Source organism: Ramlibacter sp. AN1015, from assembly GCF_037726105.1.
Classification (GTDB): Bacteria; Pseudomonadota; Gammaproteobacteria; order Burkholderiales; family Burkholderiaceae_C; genus Ramlibacter.
In genome coordinates this window covers 444,630-463,729 of the sequence record NZ_JBBJUM010000003.1, presented here as the reverse complement: position 1 = coordinate 463,729, position 19,100 = coordinate 444,630, and the positions used below count along the sequence as shown (strand labels likewise).

12 protein-coding genes, 1 tRNA gene and 1 pseudogene are annotated in these 19,100 nt (G+C 65.5%); 6 read left to right on the top strand and 8 right to left on the bottom strand.

Annotated features, from left to right (window positions below; translation table 11 throughout):
- Window positions 1-4 precede the first annotated feature (4 nt).
- Window positions 5-730 carry an ABC transporter ATP-binding protein gene (locus WG922_RS07400; protein WP_340281750.1) on the bottom strand — a complete coding sequence of 242 codons (726 nt, stop codon included), beginning with the start codon at window positions 728-730 and terminating at the stop codon, window positions 5-7.
- Window positions 731-824: 94 nt separating this feature from the next.
- Window positions 825-1,835, bottom strand: a complete 1,011-nt coding sequence (locus WG922_RS07395) for a zinc-dependent alcohol dehydrogenase family protein (protein ID WP_340281830.1) — start codon at window positions 1,833-1,835, stop codon at window positions 825-827.
- Between the two features lie 393 nt (window positions 1,836-2,228).
- On the opposite strand from WG922_RS07395, the gene WG922_RS07390 reads away from it, so the two are divergent.
- Window positions 2,229-2,396 (top strand): hypothetical protein, encoded by a 168-nt coding sequence (locus WG922_RS07390; RefSeq protein ID WP_340281748.1) that lies wholly within the window; start codon window positions 2,229-2,231, stop codon window positions 2,394-2,396.
- Here WG922_RS07390 and WG922_RS07385 read toward each other — a convergent pair.
- Window positions 2,386-3,123 carry a hypothetical protein gene (locus WG922_RS07385; protein ID WP_340281747.1) on the bottom strand — a complete coding sequence of 246 codons (738 nt, stop codon included), beginning with the start codon at window positions 3,121-3,123 and terminating at the stop codon, window positions 2,386-2,388. The genes WG922_RS07390 and WG922_RS07385 overlap by 11 nt on opposite strands.
- Before the next feature lie 369 nt (window positions 3,124-3,492).
- On the opposite strand from WG922_RS07385, the gene WG922_RS07380 reads away from it, so the two are divergent.
- Window positions 3,493-5,199 carry a hypothetical protein gene (locus tag WG922_RS07380; RefSeq protein WP_340281746.1) on the top strand — a complete coding sequence of 569 codons (1,707 nt, stop codon included), beginning with the start codon at window positions 3,493-3,495 and terminating at the stop codon, window positions 5,197-5,199.
- A 57-nt stretch (window positions 5,200-5,256) separates the two neighbouring features.
- Here the strand turns inward: WG922_RS07380 and WG922_RS07375 are convergent, their stop codons facing one another.
- Together WG922_RS07375 and WG922_RS07370 are read right to left on the bottom strand one after the other, a co-directional pair.
- Complete coding sequence (locus WG922_RS07375) at window positions 5,257-5,694, bottom strand: GtrA family protein (RefSeq protein ID WP_340281745.1); 438 nt, start codon at window positions 5,692-5,694, stop codon at window positions 5,257-5,259.
- Window positions 5,691-7,151, bottom strand: a complete 1,461-nt coding sequence (locus WG922_RS07370) for a UbiA family prenyltransferase (RefSeq protein WP_340281744.1) — start codon at window positions 7,149-7,151, stop codon at window positions 5,691-5,693. The genes WG922_RS07375 and WG922_RS07370 overlap by 4 nt, the downstream gene beginning before the upstream one ends.
- Before the next feature lie 213 nt (window positions 7,152-7,364).
- On the opposite strand from WG922_RS07370, the pseudogene WG922_RS07365 reads away from it, so the two are divergent.
- Window positions 7,365-7,699 (top strand): annotated as a pseudogene (locus WG922_RS07365) (transposase); the annotation flags it as partial.
- A 479-nt stretch (window positions 7,700-8,178) separates the two neighbouring features.
- Here the strand turns inward: WG922_RS07365 and WG922_RS07360 are convergent.
- Window positions 8,179-8,254, bottom strand: a tRNA-Lys gene (locus tag WG922_RS07360).
- A gap of 229 nt (window positions 8,255-8,483) precedes the next feature.
- Here WG922_RS07360 and WG922_RS07355 point away from each other — a divergent pair.
- On the top strand, window positions 8,484-9,686 hold the full coding sequence (locus WG922_RS07355) for a DUF3095 family protein (protein ID WP_340281743.1): 1,203 nt from the start codon (window positions 8,484-8,486) through the stop codon (window positions 9,684-9,686).
- An 87-nt stretch (window positions 9,687-9,773) separates the two neighbouring features.
- Here the strand turns inward: WG922_RS07355 and WG922_RS07350 are convergent, their stop codons facing one another.
- Both WG922_RS07350 and WG922_RS07345 read right to left on the bottom strand, forming a co-directional pair.
- Window positions 9,774-10,475 (bottom strand): SCO family protein, encoded by a 702-nt coding sequence (locus WG922_RS07350; protein ID WP_340281741.1) that lies wholly within the window; start codon window positions 10,473-10,475, stop codon window positions 9,774-9,776.
- The gene (locus tag WG922_RS07345; RefSeq protein WP_340281739.1) at window positions 10,459-12,180 is read right to left on the bottom strand and encodes a multicopper oxidase family protein; all 1,722 of its coding nucleotides are present in this window, start codon (window positions 12,178-12,180) and stop codon (window positions 10,459-10,461) included. The genes WG922_RS07350 and WG922_RS07345 overlap by 17 nt, the downstream gene beginning before the upstream one ends.
- Window positions 12,181-12,197: 17 nt before the next feature.
- Between WG922_RS07345 and WG922_RS07340 the strand changes: the two genes are divergently transcribed.
- Complete coding sequence (locus tag WG922_RS07340; protein ID WP_340281738.1) at window positions 12,198-12,437, top strand: hypothetical protein; 240 nt, start codon at window positions 12,198-12,200, stop codon at window positions 12,435-12,437.
- A 255-nt stretch (window positions 12,438-12,692) separates the two neighbouring features.
- A complete protein-coding gene (locus WG922_RS07335; protein WP_340281736.1) occupies window positions 12,693-19,055 on the top strand; it encodes a peroxidase family protein in 6,363 nt (2,120 codons plus the stop codon).
- Window positions 19,056-19,100: the final 45 nt, after the last annotated feature.

Here is a 19,100-nt window from a genome sequence, read left to right as displayed (position 1 = left end):
GGCATCACCAAGCCAGTTCGGCTGGCGTGAGGCGCCGCTCGGGTCTGTCGATACTCGCGATACGACCATCGGCAACGCGCACCACGCGATCCGCCATCCCGGAGATCGCTGCGTTGTGCGTGATGACCAGCGCCGTGGTGCCCAGCTCCCGGTTGATGCGCGCAATCACCTCGAGGACCAGTTTCCCTGTGGTGTAGTCGAGCGCTCCGGTGGGCTCGTCGCATAGCAGCAGTTCAGGCCGCTTGGCAATGGCCCGTGCAATAGCCACACGCTGCTGCTCGCCACCGGAGAGCTGCGAGGGGAAGTGATTGCGGCGCGGCATCAGAGCGACGAGGTCGATCGCCTCATCCACGGGCATCGGGTCGCGGGCGATGTCGGTGACCAGGGCCACGTTCTCGGCCACCGTGAGACTGGGAATCAGGTTGTAGAACTGGAAGACGAAGCCCACGTGCTCACGTCGGTAGGTAGTGAGTACATCGTCGCCTACGCCCGTCAGCGGATTGCCGTCGAACAGCAGGGCGCCGGAGCTGGGCTGATCCAGGCCGCCCAGTATGTTCAGTAGCGTCGATTTGCCGCTGCCGGACGCGCCGAGCAGGACGACAAACTCCCCGGCTACCACCTCCAGATCCACATCGCGCAGCGCATGCACGGCCGTGTTGCCGCTGCCGTAAATTTTGCAGAGCTTACGGGCCTCGAGGATGGGCTTCTGGGGGACGTTTGCGGGGTGCATCCGATTGGCGGGGTGTAGGGCGTGGCGCAAAGATGGCGGGGGACGACTTGGGATGCTCGGAGCGATCAAGGGCCCCGGGCAGCGTTGATCACTCTCAAGAGGCCTGCCCAGCAGAGCCGGGCACCAGCACCGCCGCGCCGGTGACTGAGCCGGTGCGCAGTGCCTCGACCGCAGCGGGCGCCTGCTCGAGCGGGAAAACCACGACCTGCGTTCGAAGCGGCACTCGGCTCAACAGGTCGAAGAACGCGCTGCCATCCTCTCGCGTGAGGTTGGCGACGGACCGTAGCTCGCGCTCACCCCACAGCAGCTCGTAGGGGAACCGCGGAATGTCGCTCATGTGGATGCCGCCACAGACCACGCGGCCGGCCTTGCGCACGGTGGCCAGCGCCGCCGGCACCAGCGCACCGACTGGCGCGAAGATCAGGTTCGCATCGAGCAGCTGGGGCGGCGCCTCGTCGCTTCCCCCCGCCCAGGTGGCTCCAAGTTCCCGGGCGAAGGCTTGGCCCTCATGGTCGCCCGGGCGGGTGAACGCGTGGACTTCCTGGCCATGGGCCGACGCCAACTGACAGACGATGTGTGCGGCCGCGCCAAAACCCCAGAGACCGATTCGCCGGTGAGCGGCGCCACCCGCCAGCCGCCACGTGCGGTACCCGATCAGCCCCGCACAGAGCAGGGGCGCGGCATGCGCGTCGTCGTAGCTCGGTGGCAGATCGAGGCAGTACCGCTCGTCCGCCACCACATACTCGGCATAGCCACCGTCCCGGTCGTAGCCGGTGAACGCTGGCGCGTCGCAAAGGTTTTCGAGCCCGCTGAAGCACCAGACGCAATTGCCGCAGGTGTGGCCCAGCCAGGGGACACCCACTCGCGAACCTACCCGGAATCGATTCGCGCCCACTCCCCGGCCAACCACCTCGCCAATGATCTCGTGGCCGGGAATCACCTGGGGACGATGTACCGGCAGCTCGGCGTCGATGATGTGCAGGTCAGTACGGCAGACGCCGCAGGCGCGTACCCGCAGCAGCAGTTCACCGTCAGAAGGGCGGGGAACCTCGCGCCGCACCGGCCTCAGCGCATGGGCTAGCGGATCGACGGCCATGGCAAGCATGGTGTTGGGCATGGGATCAGTGCTCCGTCGAGCAGTATTGACCCCATGTGCGGCGGGCCGCTTGATCTGGCGCAAGCGGTCCGACGGCGCTGTGCCTGAGCCGCAGACGAGTCTCCGAAGCACCCGCAAGTTCGACACTGCCCGACCTGGCGATCGGCTGGTCTTCATCGACCGGTGCATGGCGGACAAGGGCTGCGTCCGTCCGAAAAGTGCGCCGCCGCGGCGCACAAGGCAAACGCCATTGCGAATACGTCCGGGGTTAGCCGGGCGCCCTCCGGCGCTTGCGTCCGGGCGGCTGTGCGTGACGTCCATCGCACGAACCCTCGCAGGCCCGGCTGCGCCGGATCGCTCGCCCCGAGCCGCAATGCGAAGCAGCGGCCGGAGCCGGATTGGGTGAATTGGCGGTTCCGCGCCAATGCGCCCGACCTGCTGTGGGTCGCCGACCTCGATGACGTCCAGACCTGCGCCGGGTTTCTCTACCTGGCCGGAGTACTAGATGCCTCCAGTCGCACGCTGGTGGGCTGGGCTGGGCGAGCGCATGACAACGAAATCATCGCTTGAAGACAAAGTACTCCGTGACTCCTGGGCTCATCGGTACGATGAAAGTGCCCGCACACCGGAAGCCCTGGCTCGAGAAAAACCCCAGCGGCACCTCTCTTGGAGTCATGCTGTGCGCATGATCTGCCCCTGATTCCACCCATTTCATCATTATTTCGTTGGTAACGCATTCCGCAGTCAGCAAGTCGAATACAACTACGCTGCGCTCGCCGGCGACCCGAGCCATCTCAATCAAATAACGGAAGATCGTAAGTATAGAATTTCCGTACAGAACCTTGTGGCTATGGACGAGGTCAATCGACCCGGACGGGGTCGATGAAAACGATACTCCGTCTGCGGGTTGTGCAGTGACTTGGTATGTCTGCACCAGCCAATCCCTCCATGGCTCTGCCGTCTCGTAGATCTCGTAGTACTCCGGCGAGCAGAGCTTCTTGACTTTATCGAGATACCGACCCGAGCCTGGTCCAAGCTCACACACTCGATGGATCGGCTGGTTGAAAGCTCCTAACTCCGACATTTTGTTGATCGTCAGCTGCGTTGTGCCAGGAACGTTGAAAGTTTTATCGATGAAGTCGCCGAGAGACTGACCCGAGCGCTCGGCATCCTTCAACGTCTGCCTGACGGAAATGTAGCTCTGGAATTCCCGACCCTTCCTCACCAGTTCAAGACCAACCGGCCTGAGAGCCTCGTTCGTCCTGTTCAAGACTCGCCTCTTCCAGCTGGTCGTCATACATCACCTCCAAAAAGTGCGTGCCGGTCTTGCTGCAAGTGCGTGGCCACTCGGGGACTCGTCACGAAGTCGCTTTGGTAACGAGGAAGGCAGATCTTGGATCCTTATGGCACTTCGGATTGTTCCGGAACCCGCGGAAGTGTCCATGGGATGAAACTCCCATGTGTCACACTCGAACTCAACCGGTCTTCATATAAGCAACTTCGTCTGCGCACTTCATCGGGTTGTATGTCACGTGGCAGGCAGGACAAAGCGCCCTTCGATCGGTTCCAGCGAGCCCCGACACTGGAAGCCATAGCGACGGTCGCGCGGGAGGTAATTACGAACTGACCACTTGCGTGCACCTGGCGTTAACTGCTCGGGGGGTAGATGACAGACACGACCGGACTGAGCAACGGTCACCCGGCGAAGACTCGTTCGGCGACCATATCCCTGCCGCTCATTATTTCAAGCACCGTGGCCGTTTTGCTCGGTGCGCTCACCATTTATAATGGCCCTTCTGTTATAGCAGCCCCGACAGACGTTTTCATTCTAGTAAACGGCGCCTGGCGTTTGACTCTTGGCCAGATCCCGCATGTGGATTTCCACAATCCCATCGGTGTGTTGACTTACAGCTTGGTCGAACTCGGAATGGCATTAGAGGGTCCTGAGTCTCTCGGGTTGAGCTGGGCGGGGTTCCTTCTGCTCGCTCTCGCCGGACCATGGGCGAGTTGGGCGGCGTATACACGGCTCGACCCCTGGTTGGCCTGCACGTTCGTCATGTTCGTCTCCTTGGTGTGCGTTGCCACGCGCCCCCTTGGCTACGACCCCACCAATCACTCGTACGCAATGCTCTACAACCGCGTCGGTTGGGTGTTTTTATCCATTTTGGTGCTCCATGCATTCTTCGCTCGCGTGGCAGCCAAGCCCCACGAAGAAACGTTAGACGCTGCAGCGCTTGGCGTGCTGTTGGGCCTGCTGTTCTACACGAAAATCACCTTCGCTCTGTTCGGCGTTGCGGCGGTCGCGTTAGCGCTGATCGCTCGGCCCTTGCTACGCAGACCGGTAGCCCTGCTCGCCGGTGGACTTGGCGCTGCGCTACTGATCACGGTGATTTGGATCCTTACTGGTGCTGCGCCAATAGCCTATGTCGCTGATGTCGCTGCAGCTGCGCGTGTGCAGTCTCCTGAACTCCGCGGCCAACAGCTTGTCGCCGCCATCAAGTTCGCCGTCGTTTCCCTCGGACCGCTGACAATGGGACTGCTCGCGGTGGTTGGACGCCGCGTACTTTCCGAGCGTTCGCTTCGCCCCGACATCGTATGGCTCACAGTTCAGTTCGGGTTTCTCTGTGCCGCCGGAATTGCTATTACGGCGGCGAATACTGGTGAGCGCGGCGAGGTGCCTCTTTACGTCTTGGCTGGTATGCTGCTGATAAGCGGTCGCAGGGTGATTACCGATGATCGGTTCCGGCGCAAGATCCTTTGGAGCACGACGGCCATGACCGCTCTCATTGCTTTATTCATCAGTGGGCGGGACGTATATTCGATATTACACACTAGCGCAATGCGCTCTTACAGGACGGATCTGGCGCCCGCCTCTCAGCGCATCGACGCGCCGCCTCTCCGCGACTTCGTTGTGCCGCATGTGTCCGTACACCGAACGCAATTTTGGCGAGCTGACAACATGCCGCAAAAAATCAATGAGGGGCTTGCTTTGCTGCGCGCACACGTAGGCCAGGACGCCCGGCTGATTGTGTTTGCGCTCAGCGATCTGTTCTCTTTCCCACTTCGCCTCGAGCCGCCCACCGGTGTGCCACTTTGGTGGGATCGCAATCTCAGCTACGACTTGAAGGAATACCCGCCGCCAGAGCAGGTGTTCGCCGACGCCACCCATTTGATGATCCCGCAGCTCAGTGCAGATGACGGAGGCTGCTGCAGCGAAGTCGTCACAGATCTCGAGCAGATGTACGGGCGTTACCTGGCCGCCCACTTCGTTGAAATAGCCCGGACCGACACGTGGGTTCTCCTCCGGAAAAGCGCACCGATGGACCCCGTCAGACGCCAATTGAGCACTGCGGTCGGCAGCCGAAAGGATTAATCGTAGAACGACCAGTATCCCGTCCGGGGGTGGGTCACACGTCGAAAAGGGGAGTCATCAAGCGCTCCTGCCAAACACGAAGTGCTTGTCCAATAGGTATTTGATCCAGTTGCCGATAGACAAACCCACCGCCGCACCGACGTATTTCGCAGTACTGGTCTGCCAATAGCGCCACGCGCCCAGCTCGATCGACCAAAAAAGAAGCGCCGTTCCGCCACTGGACAGGCCGTAGAGCGTGACCATGCGAATCTCTGCTTGTTGACCTTCGTACCGGCTCATAAAAATCCATCGCTTGTCTAAGACGTACTTCATGAAGAAGCCCGCGCATGTTCCGATCAGTATGGACACTGTCACTGGTACCGATGCCATCCGAATGGCGAGCTCCTGCGCGCAGATATTGGACAGCCCGGCGAGGATTGCAAACAGCACGTAGCGTGTGAGGATTACCTGCGGAGGTAGTGCGCCCGTATTCCCGTGCATGGTCGGTGAGGTCATGCTGCGCCGACCACGATCAGCGCAATCAGAGCGCCGCACACGAGACTGGTACGGTCCTTGAGGGCGAACTGGATCGGATCGTCGTGGAGCATGCGCCGGCGCGCCAGCATCAAGGTGCGTCCGAGCCAATACATGAGGAGTGGGCACACCAGCCACAGCGCTTGAGGCCGATCGTAGAGCTGTCGCACCGTGTCCGATGACACGTACAGCGCGAACACCGTGACGGCATTGAACCCAGCCGCAGCCGCGAGTGCAGCCACAAGGTCCAGGTCCGATTTCCGGTATTCCCGGTTCGACGGATCGGGCAAACCAGCATCGAGAAGGCTGGCCAGTTCCACATACCGCTTGAGCAGCGCCAACGACGTGAAAATCATCATTGAAAACGCAAGCAGCCATTCCGACACGGGCACGCTAATGGCCGCCGCCCCTCCGATGACCCGGAGGGTGTAAAGCGCAGCCAGGGTGACGATGTCCACCAGCATCTTGCGCTTGAGAAAGAAGGTATACGCAGTTGTCAGGCTGATGTACACGAAGAGGACGCCTGCGAACAGAGGCCCTAGCGCAAGCGCCAGCGCCATCGCGGTGAAGAGCAACGCAAGCGAAACCGGAATGGCCGCGGTGATCGGCACGGACCCCGCTGCCAACGGACGGCGCTTCTTCGAGGGATGCTGTCGGTCCGCCTCAAGGTCGGCTATGTCATTCACAATGTAGGCAGCCGAGGCAGCGAAGGAGAAGGCCAGGAACGCTGCCACGGCGAGTGCAAGGGAAGCTGGCCCGAACTGCTGCGCAGTGATCAATGGGACGAAGATCAAGATGTTTTTCGCCCATTGGTGGACGCGAATGAGCTTCAGCCACGGCTTCATGGAGCCTTTCGTCGGCGCCACGATCGTGACGTGGGAGCCGCGTGCCGCCAGCGCTTCTCGAAGGCCGCGCGTCGGGTCCAGAGCCCACCCCCTTCTGCAGACTTCCCAGACGGGAAGATCGGCTTGGCCACTGCCAGCGTAGTCGAAGCCTTTCTCGCCGAACGCTTCGACCAGTAGCTGCGCCTTGGCATCGGCTGAGAGGTTCGGTGCAGTGCACGAGGCGAACCAGCCGTCCGCTCCGACGTGCTCGGCCACGTCGGCCACGTAGCGCTCATTATTGGCTGAGGCAATGTAGACCCTGCGGCCCTCCCGCCGCGCGTCCCGGATCAACTCCAGAACGCGCTCTTCGTACGGGAGGGTGGATGCGGCGATCGAGGTGCCCGCCGCAATGCCGTCCTTCACCGCAGCCTTCCCGAGCGACAGCAGCCGAAGCAGCAGAATGCGCGCCGGACCAGCTCCCGCACACTCGAGGGCCGACTGCGCGAGGAGGTCGGCGCGCACCAGTGTGCGATCAAGGTCTACGACCAATGGTTCGGTCGCCGCGAGCGGTGCGGTTGCCTCGGCGCAGGCCTCTAGGCTGGTGATGGTATTCATGGAATCGAGTGCTGGGACGTTCAACCTTTGTACGCCGCGAAGAGCACCGACCCAATAGGAGAAGGATCCCGGGTCTGGCGGTCCTTACGCCCCGGTCCGCGCTGTCCGAGGGACTGGGGGAACTGGAGCTAGGCACCAGTGGACGGAAAAGCCTGGTCTTGAAGTTGACCCCTTTTCACGGACGCCTTACCGTTCAGAACGGAAGACTCCAACGTGTCCAAATCCAGGCCGCCATACCCGGCGGAGTTTCGCCGGCAGATCATCGAACTTGCCCGCGCCGGCAAGACGCCGGCCGAGTTGTCGCGTGAGTTCGGTCCGAGCGCGCAGAGCATTTCCAATTGGATCGCGCAGGACGCGCGTGATCGCGGCATGGCGCTGCCCGGCAAAGAGGGGCTGAGCAGCGTCGAGCGCGAGGAGCTGGCGCGACTGCGCCGACAGGTGCGGCAGTTGCAGTCCGAGCGCGACATCTTGGCAAAGGCTACGGCCTGGCTTGCCGGCAAAAGCGAGAAGACGTTCACGCCGTCTACGAACTCGTGAGCGCGATCCAGTAGCAGTTAGCCGCCCAATCCCAAAGGCACAATGTGCTCGTCTGTCAGTCCGTCCGTCGCCTGGCAGTAGATGCAACGACCAACAGGCGCGTAGCGGCGAGGTTTGGAGTTGAAGCACGAAAGTCGGAGGGCCGTCGTCCTTCGCTTCCTTGAGGTGGCGCCAGACTTGCAGTTCCTGAAGGTCAAGCCAGATGTGCCGGCTGGGGTAGTAGGTGTGCTTCGCGCCTTTCGGGTCGATGTACTCCAGCGCCTTGTCTTCGTGCTCCGTCACCTCCACAACCACCTTCGGGTCTCCATAGCCCATCGTCAGCCTCCTAAAGTTCGGGGCAGTTTGGGCTCAGCTATTGGAAGCCAGACGAATGGAAACCAGTGCCTCTCGGCTACAAGCTGGCTGCATGGAGTGCTTGAGAGGCGCTTGGCAGCATGGAGTTGCTACAGTGCCTGTAGCGATTTCTCCAACGCTGACAAGGCTTTGAAGGTGGTGGGTCCTGAAGGATTCGAACCTTCGACCTACGGATTAAGAGTCCGCTGCTCTACCAACTGAGCTAAGAACCCGAGCCCGTCGCCACGGCGGTCCGATTTCGCGGATGGTGGTGCGGGAGCGGCGGCCATTGTAAGGGACCGCAGGGGCCTATCTCGTGATGCGTGGCCGGAGTCGGCTCAGAGACCTGCGAGAGGTGAGCGGTCGATCGCGGTCGTTGCGAGCCCGGCTGCTGCAACCGGGCCTCGCCGGTGGCTACAAAGGTGCAATGTCCCGCGTGGCGCAGCGGCTAGCATGCCGCGCATGACGCATGCCTCGACGGCGATCCCGTCCCCACTCGCTCCGGCGCCGGACCTGAGCCCCTACTACCAGGCGCCACGGCTGGACACGCTGCAGGACTGGTGCAACAGCGAGTCCTTTGCCGTACTGCCTGACGACTGGCTGGTCTTCGTCGCGGATGTGGAGCAGTCCACCCGCGCCATCGAACAGGGTCGCTACAAGCACGTCAACGCCGTCGGCGCCGCCTGCATCGTCGCAGCGGCCAACGCCTGCGGGCGCGACGACCTTCCGTTCTGCTTCGGGGGCGATGGCGCCACCGTGGTGGTGCCTGCCGCTTTCGACGAGGCGCTGTCGCGCGCCTGGCGGGGACTGCAGGCGCAGGTAGCCCAGGGGCTCGGACTGCGCCTGCGGGTGGGCCGCGTGCCGGTGGCCGACCTGCGCGCGCGCGGAGCCACCTTGCGCGTGGCCCGTCGCAGCCTGTCGGCGGGCTTCGAGGTGGCGCTGTTCGCGGGCGGCGCGCTGACCTTGGCCGATCACCTGGTCAAGTCCGATCCGGCGCGCTACCAGCTCGCCGCGGGCGACGAGCCCGCCGCATCGGTCGAGGGGCTGGAATGCCGCTGGAACGACGTGCCGTCCCGCAACGGCCGCATCCTGACCCTGCTGGTGCGGGCCCGCGGCGACGACGCTGCGGTGCTGTCCGAGGTGATGGCGCAGGTCGAGCAGACCATGCCGGTCGCCGCGCCCGTGCGCCTGGACAACCTGCCGCCGATCTGGCCGCCACGCCACCTGGGCGTGGAGATGGCCCTGCGGCGGCCGGGCCGCTGGAGCGGTCGTGCCCTGTTCATGGGGCTGTGGGCCGAGTGCGCTTTCTTCGCACAGCTGATGCGACGCCACAAGCACGATGCGCGCACGTCCGCCGGTCGCTACGCATCGGAGCTGGTCTCCAACACCGACCACCTGAAGCTGGACGACACGCTGCGCGCCGTGCTCGACGTGACCGGCGACCAGGCGGCGCGGCTCGAGTCGCTGCTGGAGCGGCTGCATGCCGAAGGCAAGATCGACTACGGCCTGCACTACAGCGACCATGCGCTGATCACCTGCTTCGTGCGTTCCCTCGAGCGCCACCTGCATTTCGTCGATGGCGGCGGTGGGGGCTATCACCTTGCCGCCGCGCAGCTCAAGGCGAGCGGATCGCAGGCATGGCAGGACGCGCGCGCCGCAGCCTGAGCGGCGGCAGGCGCCCCGGAGATGGCCCACCCGCGGTGCGCGCCCAGGGGGGGAGGGCGAGAGCCTGCCGGCGAGGGCAGATGCGTATCAGGCCACTCGCGGCGTGGCCGCACGGCTCCGCATGCGGCTGACCGGATCGACGGCGGTCATGGCCTCCAGGATCAGCGCGGGCTCCTGCAGCAAAGGCGCCATGCACCAGCGGTCCAGCGCGTCGTTGCCGATGCGCACCATGCCGATGTGCTGCGCCAGGTCGGCATCGCGCGCCGGATCGGGATCGAAGAAGCCCATGCCGAATCGCAACTGCTCGACGGCGTCCTTGGTGCCGGTGAGGAAGGTCCAGCCGGGGCCGACGCGGTGCTGGTCCATGTAACCCCTCAGGTCCGCGGGCCGGTCGTGCTCGGGCAGCAGGCTGACCGAGTACATGAACACGTCGCGCCCGACGCGGCCGCCGAGTGCCTCCTGCACCTGCCGGAGGTTGAAGGTCATGGGCGGGCAGCGGTCGTTGCACTGCGCATACATCATGTTCACGAGTACCAGCCGGTCCTTCACCAGGTCCGAGTAGAAGCGCACCGGCTTGCCCTCGTGCGTCACCAGCGGCACGTCGGGAACGCGCCCCGTTCCGCGCCAGCGCATCGGCGCGGGCGAGGGGCTGCGCATCGTCGCCGCGCCGAACGCCGCGAGCGATGCGACCATGCCCCCGGCGCCCCAGGCGAGCAGGTTCCGGCGGCGCTGGCGCTCACCGCGAGCGCCGTCGGCCGAGGGGGTTGTGGGCTTAGGCGACGATGTCATAGCGGGCCATCATGGCGTGGTCTTCGTGGATGATGTTGTGGCAGTGCATGATGTATTTGCCGGGGAAATCCCGAAATCGCATGTAGATCTGCACGCGGTCATACGGTCCGAGATAGAAGACGTCCTTGCGTCCTCGCTCGTGAGGGGCGGGCGCGCGGCCGTTGCGCGAGATCATCTGTCCCTCTTCGAAGTGGATGTGCACCGGGTGGGCCCAGCCTCCGCTTTCGTTGTGCAGGTTCCATATCTCCGCCGTTCCCAGGCGCGGCGTGGCCACGGGGCGGTTGTTGAAGATGCGGTCGTTGATGGTCCATGAGCCGCCCGAGCGGTCGAAGCGGAACGTGCGCTCCTGCACCACGGCCGCCATGTCGATGGGGGGCTGCTCGCGCAGCTTGTACGGCACCCGGCTCAGGTCCTTGCGGGCGAGCGGCTGGTCCACGACGATCTTCAGAAGCTCGACCGGCGTCTTCAAGCGGTCGTCCTCGGGTCTGCGGCCGTCGCGCTGCTCCAGCCGGTTCACGAGATACAGCTCCGAGCCCATGGGCACGGACGAGAAGTCGATCACCAGGTCGGCCCGTTCCGCCGGAGCCAGCATCACGTCGTAGCGCGCCACGGGAGCGGCCAGCAGGTTGCCGTCGCTGGCGATCATCTGGAACGGCTGTGCGCGGCCCTGGTGGCGGATCTGCAGCTCCATGACCCGCGCGACACTCGCGTTCAGCAGCCGGAAGCGGTACCTGCGCGGCTGCACGTGGAAGAACGGCTGGATCACGCCGTTGACCAGCTGCTTGTCTCCGACGTAGCCGTCCCCACTGAGTTGGTCGAAGATTTCGTAGCCGCTGGCATCGAACTGCTTGTCGCTCAGCATCAGGGGCACGTCGAAGTTCCCGCTGGGCAAGCGCAGCGCCATGGGGTTGGCGTCGCGTTCGTCGCCCGAATCGATCTCGTCGAAGGCGATGAAGAAACCGGCCATGCCGCGATACACGTTGGAGGAGGTGAAGTCCACCCGGTGGTCGTGGTACCACATGGTGCCCAGGGCCTCGCGCGGGTCGCCGATGCCTCCGTACTGATCGACTCCGGCGTAGACCATCGGGTAGTGATGGTCCTTGTAGCGGCCCGGCCGCGTGAGCGTCGGGCCGTAGGCCGTTTCGCTGAACCAGTCGGTGGGATAGCCGTCGCTTTCCGAAGGCGTGTGCATGTTGTGCAGGTGCATGGACACATCGGGCGACCCATACCCGCGCAGGTCCCACGGCAGCTTGTTGCGCAGGCGAACCATCACCGGCTTGCCATAGCGCGCGTGGATCAGCGGACCGGGGAACGATCCGCGATAGCCCCACACCTCGTCGCTCGGGTAGTCGGGGTGGAACTTGTGCGAGCCGACCTTCACGTCGATCTCGTAGAACTCCTGGGGCGGAAAACGGGTGAAGGCCTGGTGGTCCGCCCGGCCGCACTCGTTGCGCTCTGCCCAGAGCGTGGGCAGTGGAGTCAACTCGGTCTTGGGCCGGATCGGCCGCTGCACCGGCAGCTCCTGCGCCCAGGGGCGATTGGGCGGGCTCGTCGGCATGGTCGGCAGCAACTGTGCGTTGGCCAGGTGCGGTGCGAAGGTGGCCGCCGCCGCGGCGCCCCCGGTCTTGAGCAGCCATCGCCGTCCGCTGTCGGTCGGCCCTGGGGTGCCGCATCCTCGAAGCTCACGTGAACGCCATGTCTTCATCGGGATCCCCCTGCCAGGTGAGTGACTCCGCCGCAAGGACCGATACGGACCTCGACGGCAAAGTCAGCGTAGCGCCGAGCTTCAGCTGTACCGCAGGAAATTTTCAATGCGTTGCAATTTGCGCGGTGCCCGAAGCCCAAGTGTTCTGCCTTCCTGGAAAAAAGGATGAGCAGCAGCGCGAACAATTTCCGCTCGTCAAATGGATCACTGCGGAAGTTCGCCAAAAAAAGCGAAGCGGCAGCCTCCCCCGTTTGTGACATATCGCTAGCCGGGTAACGATGCGTTTGCGCGTGGAGCGGCCTGATGAGCTTGCGCAATGGGTACTCGCGGCTTACCACGGGTGCGGGATGGAGGCGCACCACAGCCGCGCCACAGACTGGCCGCGAGGCAAGCCGAAAGGGTCCCGCGACTGCTCGATTTCGAGAGTCCATCGGGTGGGAAACCAACCCAATTGCGCTTGCCGTCGAGGCCGGTCTTGCCGGCGCAGCAGCCATGCCATCAGGGAGCCAACCATGTCCTTTCGTGTCAACCTCGAAGACCTCAGGCGCATCCTCTCGGACATCAAGATCGCCGAGCACCATGTCGCCACCAACTACACCAGCCTGACCGACGCCAGCGGCAACCCGCTGAACAACCTCGTGCCCTTCGGGCTTCGCACCGTCAGCGGCCAGTACAACAACCTGGTCAACATCGACTACGGCTCGTCCGACCTCACGATGCCGAGACTGTTGACGCCGACCTGGCGCGATGCCGAGATCAATCCGCGTACGCAGCAGGGCACCTCGTACGCGACGCCGGCCGATGTCTACGACTCGCAGCCGCGCGTCATCAGCAACCTGATCGCCGACATGTCGGTCGATAACCCCGCCGCAGTGGTCGCGGCGCTGACGGCCATCGGATCGTCGGACCCCTATGGCGACGCCACCCGCTTCGGCGAAGCGCGCCAGGCCGTGAAGGACGCCGCTGCCGCCCTGCAGGCGGTGCAGGCCAACGCGCCGCAGGGCGGCGATATATCAGCCTTGCAGGCCGCCTACGATGCCGCAGCGGCCGTGGCGGCTTCGGATGCAGCCACTGCGGGCAGCGCCGCGGCCCATGCGCAGACGCTGCAGGCCGATGCCGCCGCCCAGGCGCTTACGCTGGAGCAGGCGCAGCAGAACCTGGCCAGCGCAGTCCTGGCCGAGGCGCAGGCCGACGCGGCGAATTCTGCCGCGTACGCCGCACGCGCAGCGGCGCTCGCCGCCCGTGACTCCGCCTTGGCGCAGCACAACATGGACCTCGCCGCACGCGCCGTCGCGCTGCAGGAGTTCCGGGACGCCGCCGCAGTGGAGGCGGCCGCATCGGCGACGCTGTCGGCCGCGCGGGACAACCTGCAGAACCTCCTGAACAACAACGGAACGCAAGAGCAGATCGACGCCCAGGAGGCGCTGATCGCGCAGCTGGAAACCGCACTGGAGGTGGCGCAGCTCGCGGCGGCCGGCGCGCTGTCCAACTTCTCGGACGCCGCCGTGGCGGCCGCCGCATCCGGCGACGACCTGCAGGACGCCGAGGCCGCCTACCTGGCCGCCGACCAGGCCTGGGAGCAGGCGGCTGTTGCCGAACAGGAGGCCGAGCTGGCGGTCATCGCAGCCCAGGAGCAACTAGCCACCGCGCAGACCCAGGCCACCTTGGCCGAAGCTGCCGCCACGGCCGCCACCGCCGAGGCCGATGCCGCCGCCGCAGAGGCCGCGCAATCGCAGGCACTCGCCGACGCTGCGCTGGCCGAGCTCGAAGCCGCGCAGCAGACGCCGCAGGACTACCAGGAGCAGCTCGAGGCGGCGCAGGCCGCGCTCACGCAGGCTCAGGCCGAGCTCGAGGACGTCACCGAGGACCTCGGCCTGACGCTGGAGGGCAACGGTGCGACGGTCGTCATCCCCAACGTCATGCCCGACCTCGGCTCCAGCGCACCCTACAACAGCTTCCTCACGCTGTTCGGCCAGTTCTTCGACCACGGCCTCGACCTCATCACCAAGGGCGGCAGCGGCACCGTGTACATCCCGCTGCAGCCGGACGATCCGCTGTACGTGCCGGGCAGCCCGACCAACTTCATGGTGCTCACCCGCGCGACCAACCAGCCCGGCGCCGACGGAGTGCTTGGAACGGCCGACGACGTGCGCGAGCACCAGAACCAGACCACGCCCTTCGTCGATCTGAACCAGGTCTACACCTCGCACGAGTCGCACCAGGTCTTCCTGCGCGAGTACGTGCGCGTGGAGGTGAACGGCCAGATGCGCACCGTGGCCACCGGCCACATGCTGGAGGGCCAGAACGGCGGGCCGCCCACCTGGGCCGACGTCAAGCAGCAGGCGCGCGAGATGCTCGGTATCGAGCTCAGCGACTTCGACGTGCACCGCGTGCCGCTCGTCGCGACCGACATGTACGGCAACTTCGCGCCCAGCGCCGACGGCTATGCGCAGCTGGTCACGGCCGCCGGTCTGGTCAGCGGCACGGCCGACGCGCCCGTCTCCACCGCCAACGGCATCCCCTCGGGCGCTGCCTTCCTGCACGACATCGCCCACAACGCCGTGCCCGGAATGGTGGACCACGACCGCAACCCCGCCACCGCCCGCGTCGCCACGACCGCCGACGCGGACGAGGACGTCGGCAACGCACTCGTGCCCAACCAGTTCGGCATCAACCTCGAGTACGACGACGAGCTGCTGGACCGCCACTACATCGTGGGCGACGGCCGCGGCAACGAGAACATCGGCCTCACCGCCGTCCACCACGTGTTCCACAGCGAGCACAACAACCGCGTGGACCAGGTCAAAGGTGAGATCCTCGCCAGCGGCGACCTCGCCTTCATCAACGAGTGGCTGCTGGTACCCGTGAGCGCCGTGCCCACCAGCACCGACGCGCTGGTGTGGAACGGCGAGCGCCTGTTCCAGGCTGCCCGCTTCACGACCGAGATGGTCTACCAGCACCTGGTGTTCGAGGAGTTCGCGCGGCTGATCTCGCCGGACATCGACCCCTTCACCTTCTCCAACACCGTGGACATCGACCCGGCCATCGTCGCGGAGTTCGCCCACGTGGTCTACCGCTTCGGCCATTCGATGCTCACCGAAACGGTCGATCGGCTCTCGGCCGACGGACAGACCTTCGACAACATCGGGCTCATCGAAGCCTTCCTGAACCCGGTGGAGTTCGCCGCCAGCGGCGCCGACGCGGACAGCGCCGCCGGCGCCATCCTGCGCGGCATGACGCGCCAGGTGGGCAACGAGATCGACGAGTTCCTCACCGGCGCCTTGCGCAACAACCTGGTGGGGCTGCCGCTCGACCTGGGCGCCATCAACATCGCCCGCGGCCGCGAGACCGGCGTGCCCTCGCTCAACGAGGCGCGGCGCCAGTTCTACGAGCAGACCAACGACACCACGCTCAAGCCCTACGAGAGCTGGTATGAGTTCGCGCAGGCCATCAAGCATCCGGCATCGATCATCAACTTCATCGCCGCCTACGGCACCCACAGCTCCATCACCTCGGCGCAAACGGCGGAAGCCAAGCGCGATGCGGCCACGCTGCTGGTCATGGGCGGTGCAGGCGCTCCGGCAGACCGCATCGACTTCCTCAACGCCACGGGCGCCTGGGCTGGCGGCAGCCTCGGTGGCCTGAACAACGTCGATTTCTGGATCGGCGGCCTGGCCGAGCGCAAGATCGACTTCATGGGCCAGCTCGGCACCACCTTCAACTTCGTCTTCGAGATGCAGATGGAGGCGCTCCAGGAGGGGGACCGCTTCTACTATCTCAGCCGCACGCAGGGCATGAACCTGCTGAACCAGCTGGAGGCCGATTCCTTCGCCCACCTGGTCATGCGCAACACCGACCTCGGCAACCCGAACGCGACGCACCTGCCGAGCTCGCTGTTCGCCACGCCGGCCTACATCCTGGAGCTCGACATGCAGCGCCAGCGGGTGGCCGACCCGGTTCACACCGACCCGATCCTGGGCAGCATCGGCAGCCTGGTCGTGCGGCGCGACACCGACGGCGACGGTCGCAACGACTACCTCCAGTACAACGGGGAAGACCATGTGGTGCTGGGCGGAACGCAGGGTGACGACACGCTGATCGGCGGTCGCGGCGACGACACCCTGTGGGGTGACGGCGGCAACGACCGGCTCGAGGGCGGCTACGGTGTCGACCACCTGTTCGGCGGCGAGGGCGACGACATCATCACCGACGCGGGCACCGACTCGGGCGAGGCCGACGTGATCCATGGTGACGGCGGCAACGACGTCATCAACGGCGGCAACGGACTCGACCTGTTGTTCGGCGGCGAAGGCCAGGACTTCATCTTCGGCGGCGCCGACGGCAAGGTCATCTCCGGCGGCGAAGGCAACGACTTCATCCGCGGGCCGGGCGGCGCGAGCTTCCTGGCGGGCAACGAGGGCGACGACTGGATCGAGGGCGGCGACAGCTTCGACACCCTGGCCGGCGAGAACTCGGAGCTGTTCTTCAACAGCCCCATCATCGGCCACGACGTGCTCGACGGCGGTGGCAACGACACCGACTACGACGGCGAGTCGGGCGACGACATCATGTTCCAGGGCCCCGGCATCCAGCGCAACAACGGCATGGCCGGCTTCGACTGGACGATCCACAAGGGCGAAACGCAGGGCGCCAACTCCGACCTGGGTATCCCGATCTTCGTGAACCAGGAGGAGAACATCCTGCGCGACCGCTTCGACCTGGTCGAGGGCCTCTCGGGATGGAACCACGACGACGTTCTCACCGGACGCAACGTGGTCGTCGGCGCCTACGACGAAGAGGCGGATGCGGCGGCGCTGTTCGACGCCAACGACAAGTTCGAGTCCTACTCGAACGCACTGCTCGAAAGCGGCGTGGCGCGTGTCGCGGGACTGGACAAGCTGGTCGCACACCTGGAGCGCGTCACCTTCACGGTGGCGGGCCAGACGCATACCGCCGTGGTGTTCGATCAGGAGGCCGTCCAGTTCAACGAAGACGGCAGCGTTCGCACCCTCTACGACACCGCAGCCGACATCCTGCTCGGCGGCGGCGGCAGCGACATCCTCACGGGCAAGGCCGGCAACGACATCATCGATGGCGACCGCTGGCTCAACGTGCGCATCGGCATCCGCGACGGCCAGGGCAATGTGTTCGCCTGGGCCGACAACATGGGCGGCAGGGTCTACAGCACCGCCGGCGCGCTCCTGTACAACGGGCGCTCGCTGGACAACCTGATGTTCGACCGCACCCTCAACCCCGGGCAGCTGACCATCATCCGCGAGATCCTGGAGGCGGAGTCGGCACAGAACGACATCGACACCGCCGTCTACCGCGGCAACCTGTCCGAGTACGACATCGAGTTCCACGACGACGGCTCGATCACCGTGGCGCACCTGACCCCGCAGTCCGATCTGCTCGACGACGGCGTCGATCGCCTGTTCAACATCGAGCGGCTGCAGTTCGCCGACGCGGTGGTCTCCAACCAGGCGCTGGACATCTTCGGCACCGAAGGCGACGACCTGCTGGAGGGCGACGGTCGCGCCGACCGCATCTTCGGCTTCGGCGGCAACGACATCCTGATCGGCCATGCCGGCAACGACCTGATGGAGGGCGGCACGGGCAACGACACGCTCGACGGCGGCTCGGGTCGCGACACCCTGCGGGGCCAGGGCGGCAGCGACATCCTGCTGGGCGGCGCAGGCGACGACATGCTGGACGGCGGCGCCGGCAACGACACCCTCGATGGCGGCACCGGCAACGACCACATGATGGGCGGCGCGGGCAACGACATCTATGTGGTCGACAGCACCGGCGACATCGTGCAGGAGGCGGAGAACAGCGGCACCGACACGATCCGCACCGCGCTGGGCGCCTATGTCCTGGGCGAGCACATCGAGCACCTGACCTTCACCGGTGCCGGCGACTTCGACGGCCGCGGCAACGACCTGAACAACACCATCACAGGCGGCGCCGGCAACGACACGCTGAACGGCGCTGGCGGCACCGACCGGCTGGTCGGCGGCGCCGGCGACGACACCTACCACCTGGCCGACCAGGACGTGGTGGTGGAGGCGGCGGGCGGCGGCATCGACAAGGTGGTCTACAGCGGCAGCGGCAGCTACGTGCTCGCCAACAACGTCGAGAACCTCGACTACCTGGCGGCCGGAGGCAGCCTGACCGGCAACAACCTCGCCAACACCATCCGCGACCTCGGCGATGCGGCCTCGATCAACGCTGCCGGCGGCAACGACGTGGTGTTCGCCGGCGCCGGCAACGACACCGTCTTCGGCGGCGCGGGCAACGACACGCTGCATGGCGGCGAGGGCAACGACACCCTGCACGGCGACGGCGGCAACGACACGCTCTACGGGGACGAGGGCGACGACACCCTGTTCGGTGGCGCGGGCGCCGACACCCTGGAGGGCGGCGTCGGCAACGACACCATCCACGGAGGCGACGCGGCCGACCAGATCCACGGCGGTGATGGCGACGACACCCTGCACGGCGACCTGGGCAACGACGTGATCCAGGGCGGCGCCGGCAACGACACCATCTACGGGGGAGCCGGCAACGACCGCATCACCGGAGGTGCCGGCGACGACACGATCGATGTCTCCCTCGGCGCCGACATCGTGGTGTTCGGGCCCAACTTCGGCAACGACACGGTGCTCGGCTTCACGGCGGGCGGCGCCGGCCAGGACCGGCTGAACCTGGCCGCGTTCGAGTTCGACACGGCTGCATTCAACAGCCGCGTGCAGGTCAGCGCCGATGGTGGCGACACGCTGGTGACGGTCGCCGGCGCCGACGGCGGCACGGTGCGGCTGGTCGGGGTGGCCGACCACACGACGGTCACGATCGTCGACTTCCAGCTGGCCTGACCGCAGTCCTCGCGCGGCCGGCGCCGGCCGCGCGAGCCCCATCGC

Bases quoted from the DNA above. Each gene is read 5' to 3' on its own strand.
- WG922_RS07400 (WP_340281750.1), bottom strand. From the start codon at position 730: ATGCACCCCGCAAACGTCCCCCAGAAGCCCATCCTCGAGGCCCGTAAG.
- WG922_RS07395 (WP_340281830.1), bottom strand. From the start codon at position 1,835: ATGCTTGCCATGGCCGTCGATCCGCTAGCCCATGCGCTGAGGCCGGTG.
- WG922_RS07385 (WP_340281747.1), bottom strand. From the start codon at position 3,123: ATGACGACCAGCTGGAAGAGGCGAGTCTTGAACAGGACGAACGAGGCT.
- WG922_RS07380 (WP_340281746.1), top strand. From the start codon at position 3,493: ATGACAGACACGACCGGACTGAGCAACGGTCACCCGGCGAAGACTCGT.
- WG922_RS07375 (WP_340281745.1), bottom strand. From the start codon at position 5,694: ATGACCTCACCGACCATGCACGGGAATACGGGCGCACTACCTCCGCAG.
- WG922_RS07370 (WP_340281744.1), bottom strand. From the start codon at position 7,151: ATGAATACCATCACCAGCCTAGAGGCCTGCGCCGAGGCAACCGCACCG.
- WG922_RS07355 (WP_340281743.1), top strand. From the start codon at position 8,484: ATGACGCATGCCTCGACGGCGATCCCGTCCCCACTCGCTCCGGCGCCG.
- WG922_RS07350 (WP_340281741.1), bottom strand. From the start codon at position 10,475: ATGACATCGTCGCCTAAGCCCACAACCCCCTCGGCCGACGGCGCTCGC.
- WG922_RS07345 (WP_340281739.1), bottom strand. From the start codon at position 12,180: ATGAAGACATGGCGTTCACGTGAGCTTCGAGGATGCGGCACCCCAGGG.
- WG922_RS07335 (WP_340281736.1), top strand. From the start codon at position 12,693: ATGTCCTTTCGTGTCAACCTCGAAGACCTCAGGCGCATCCTCTCGGAC.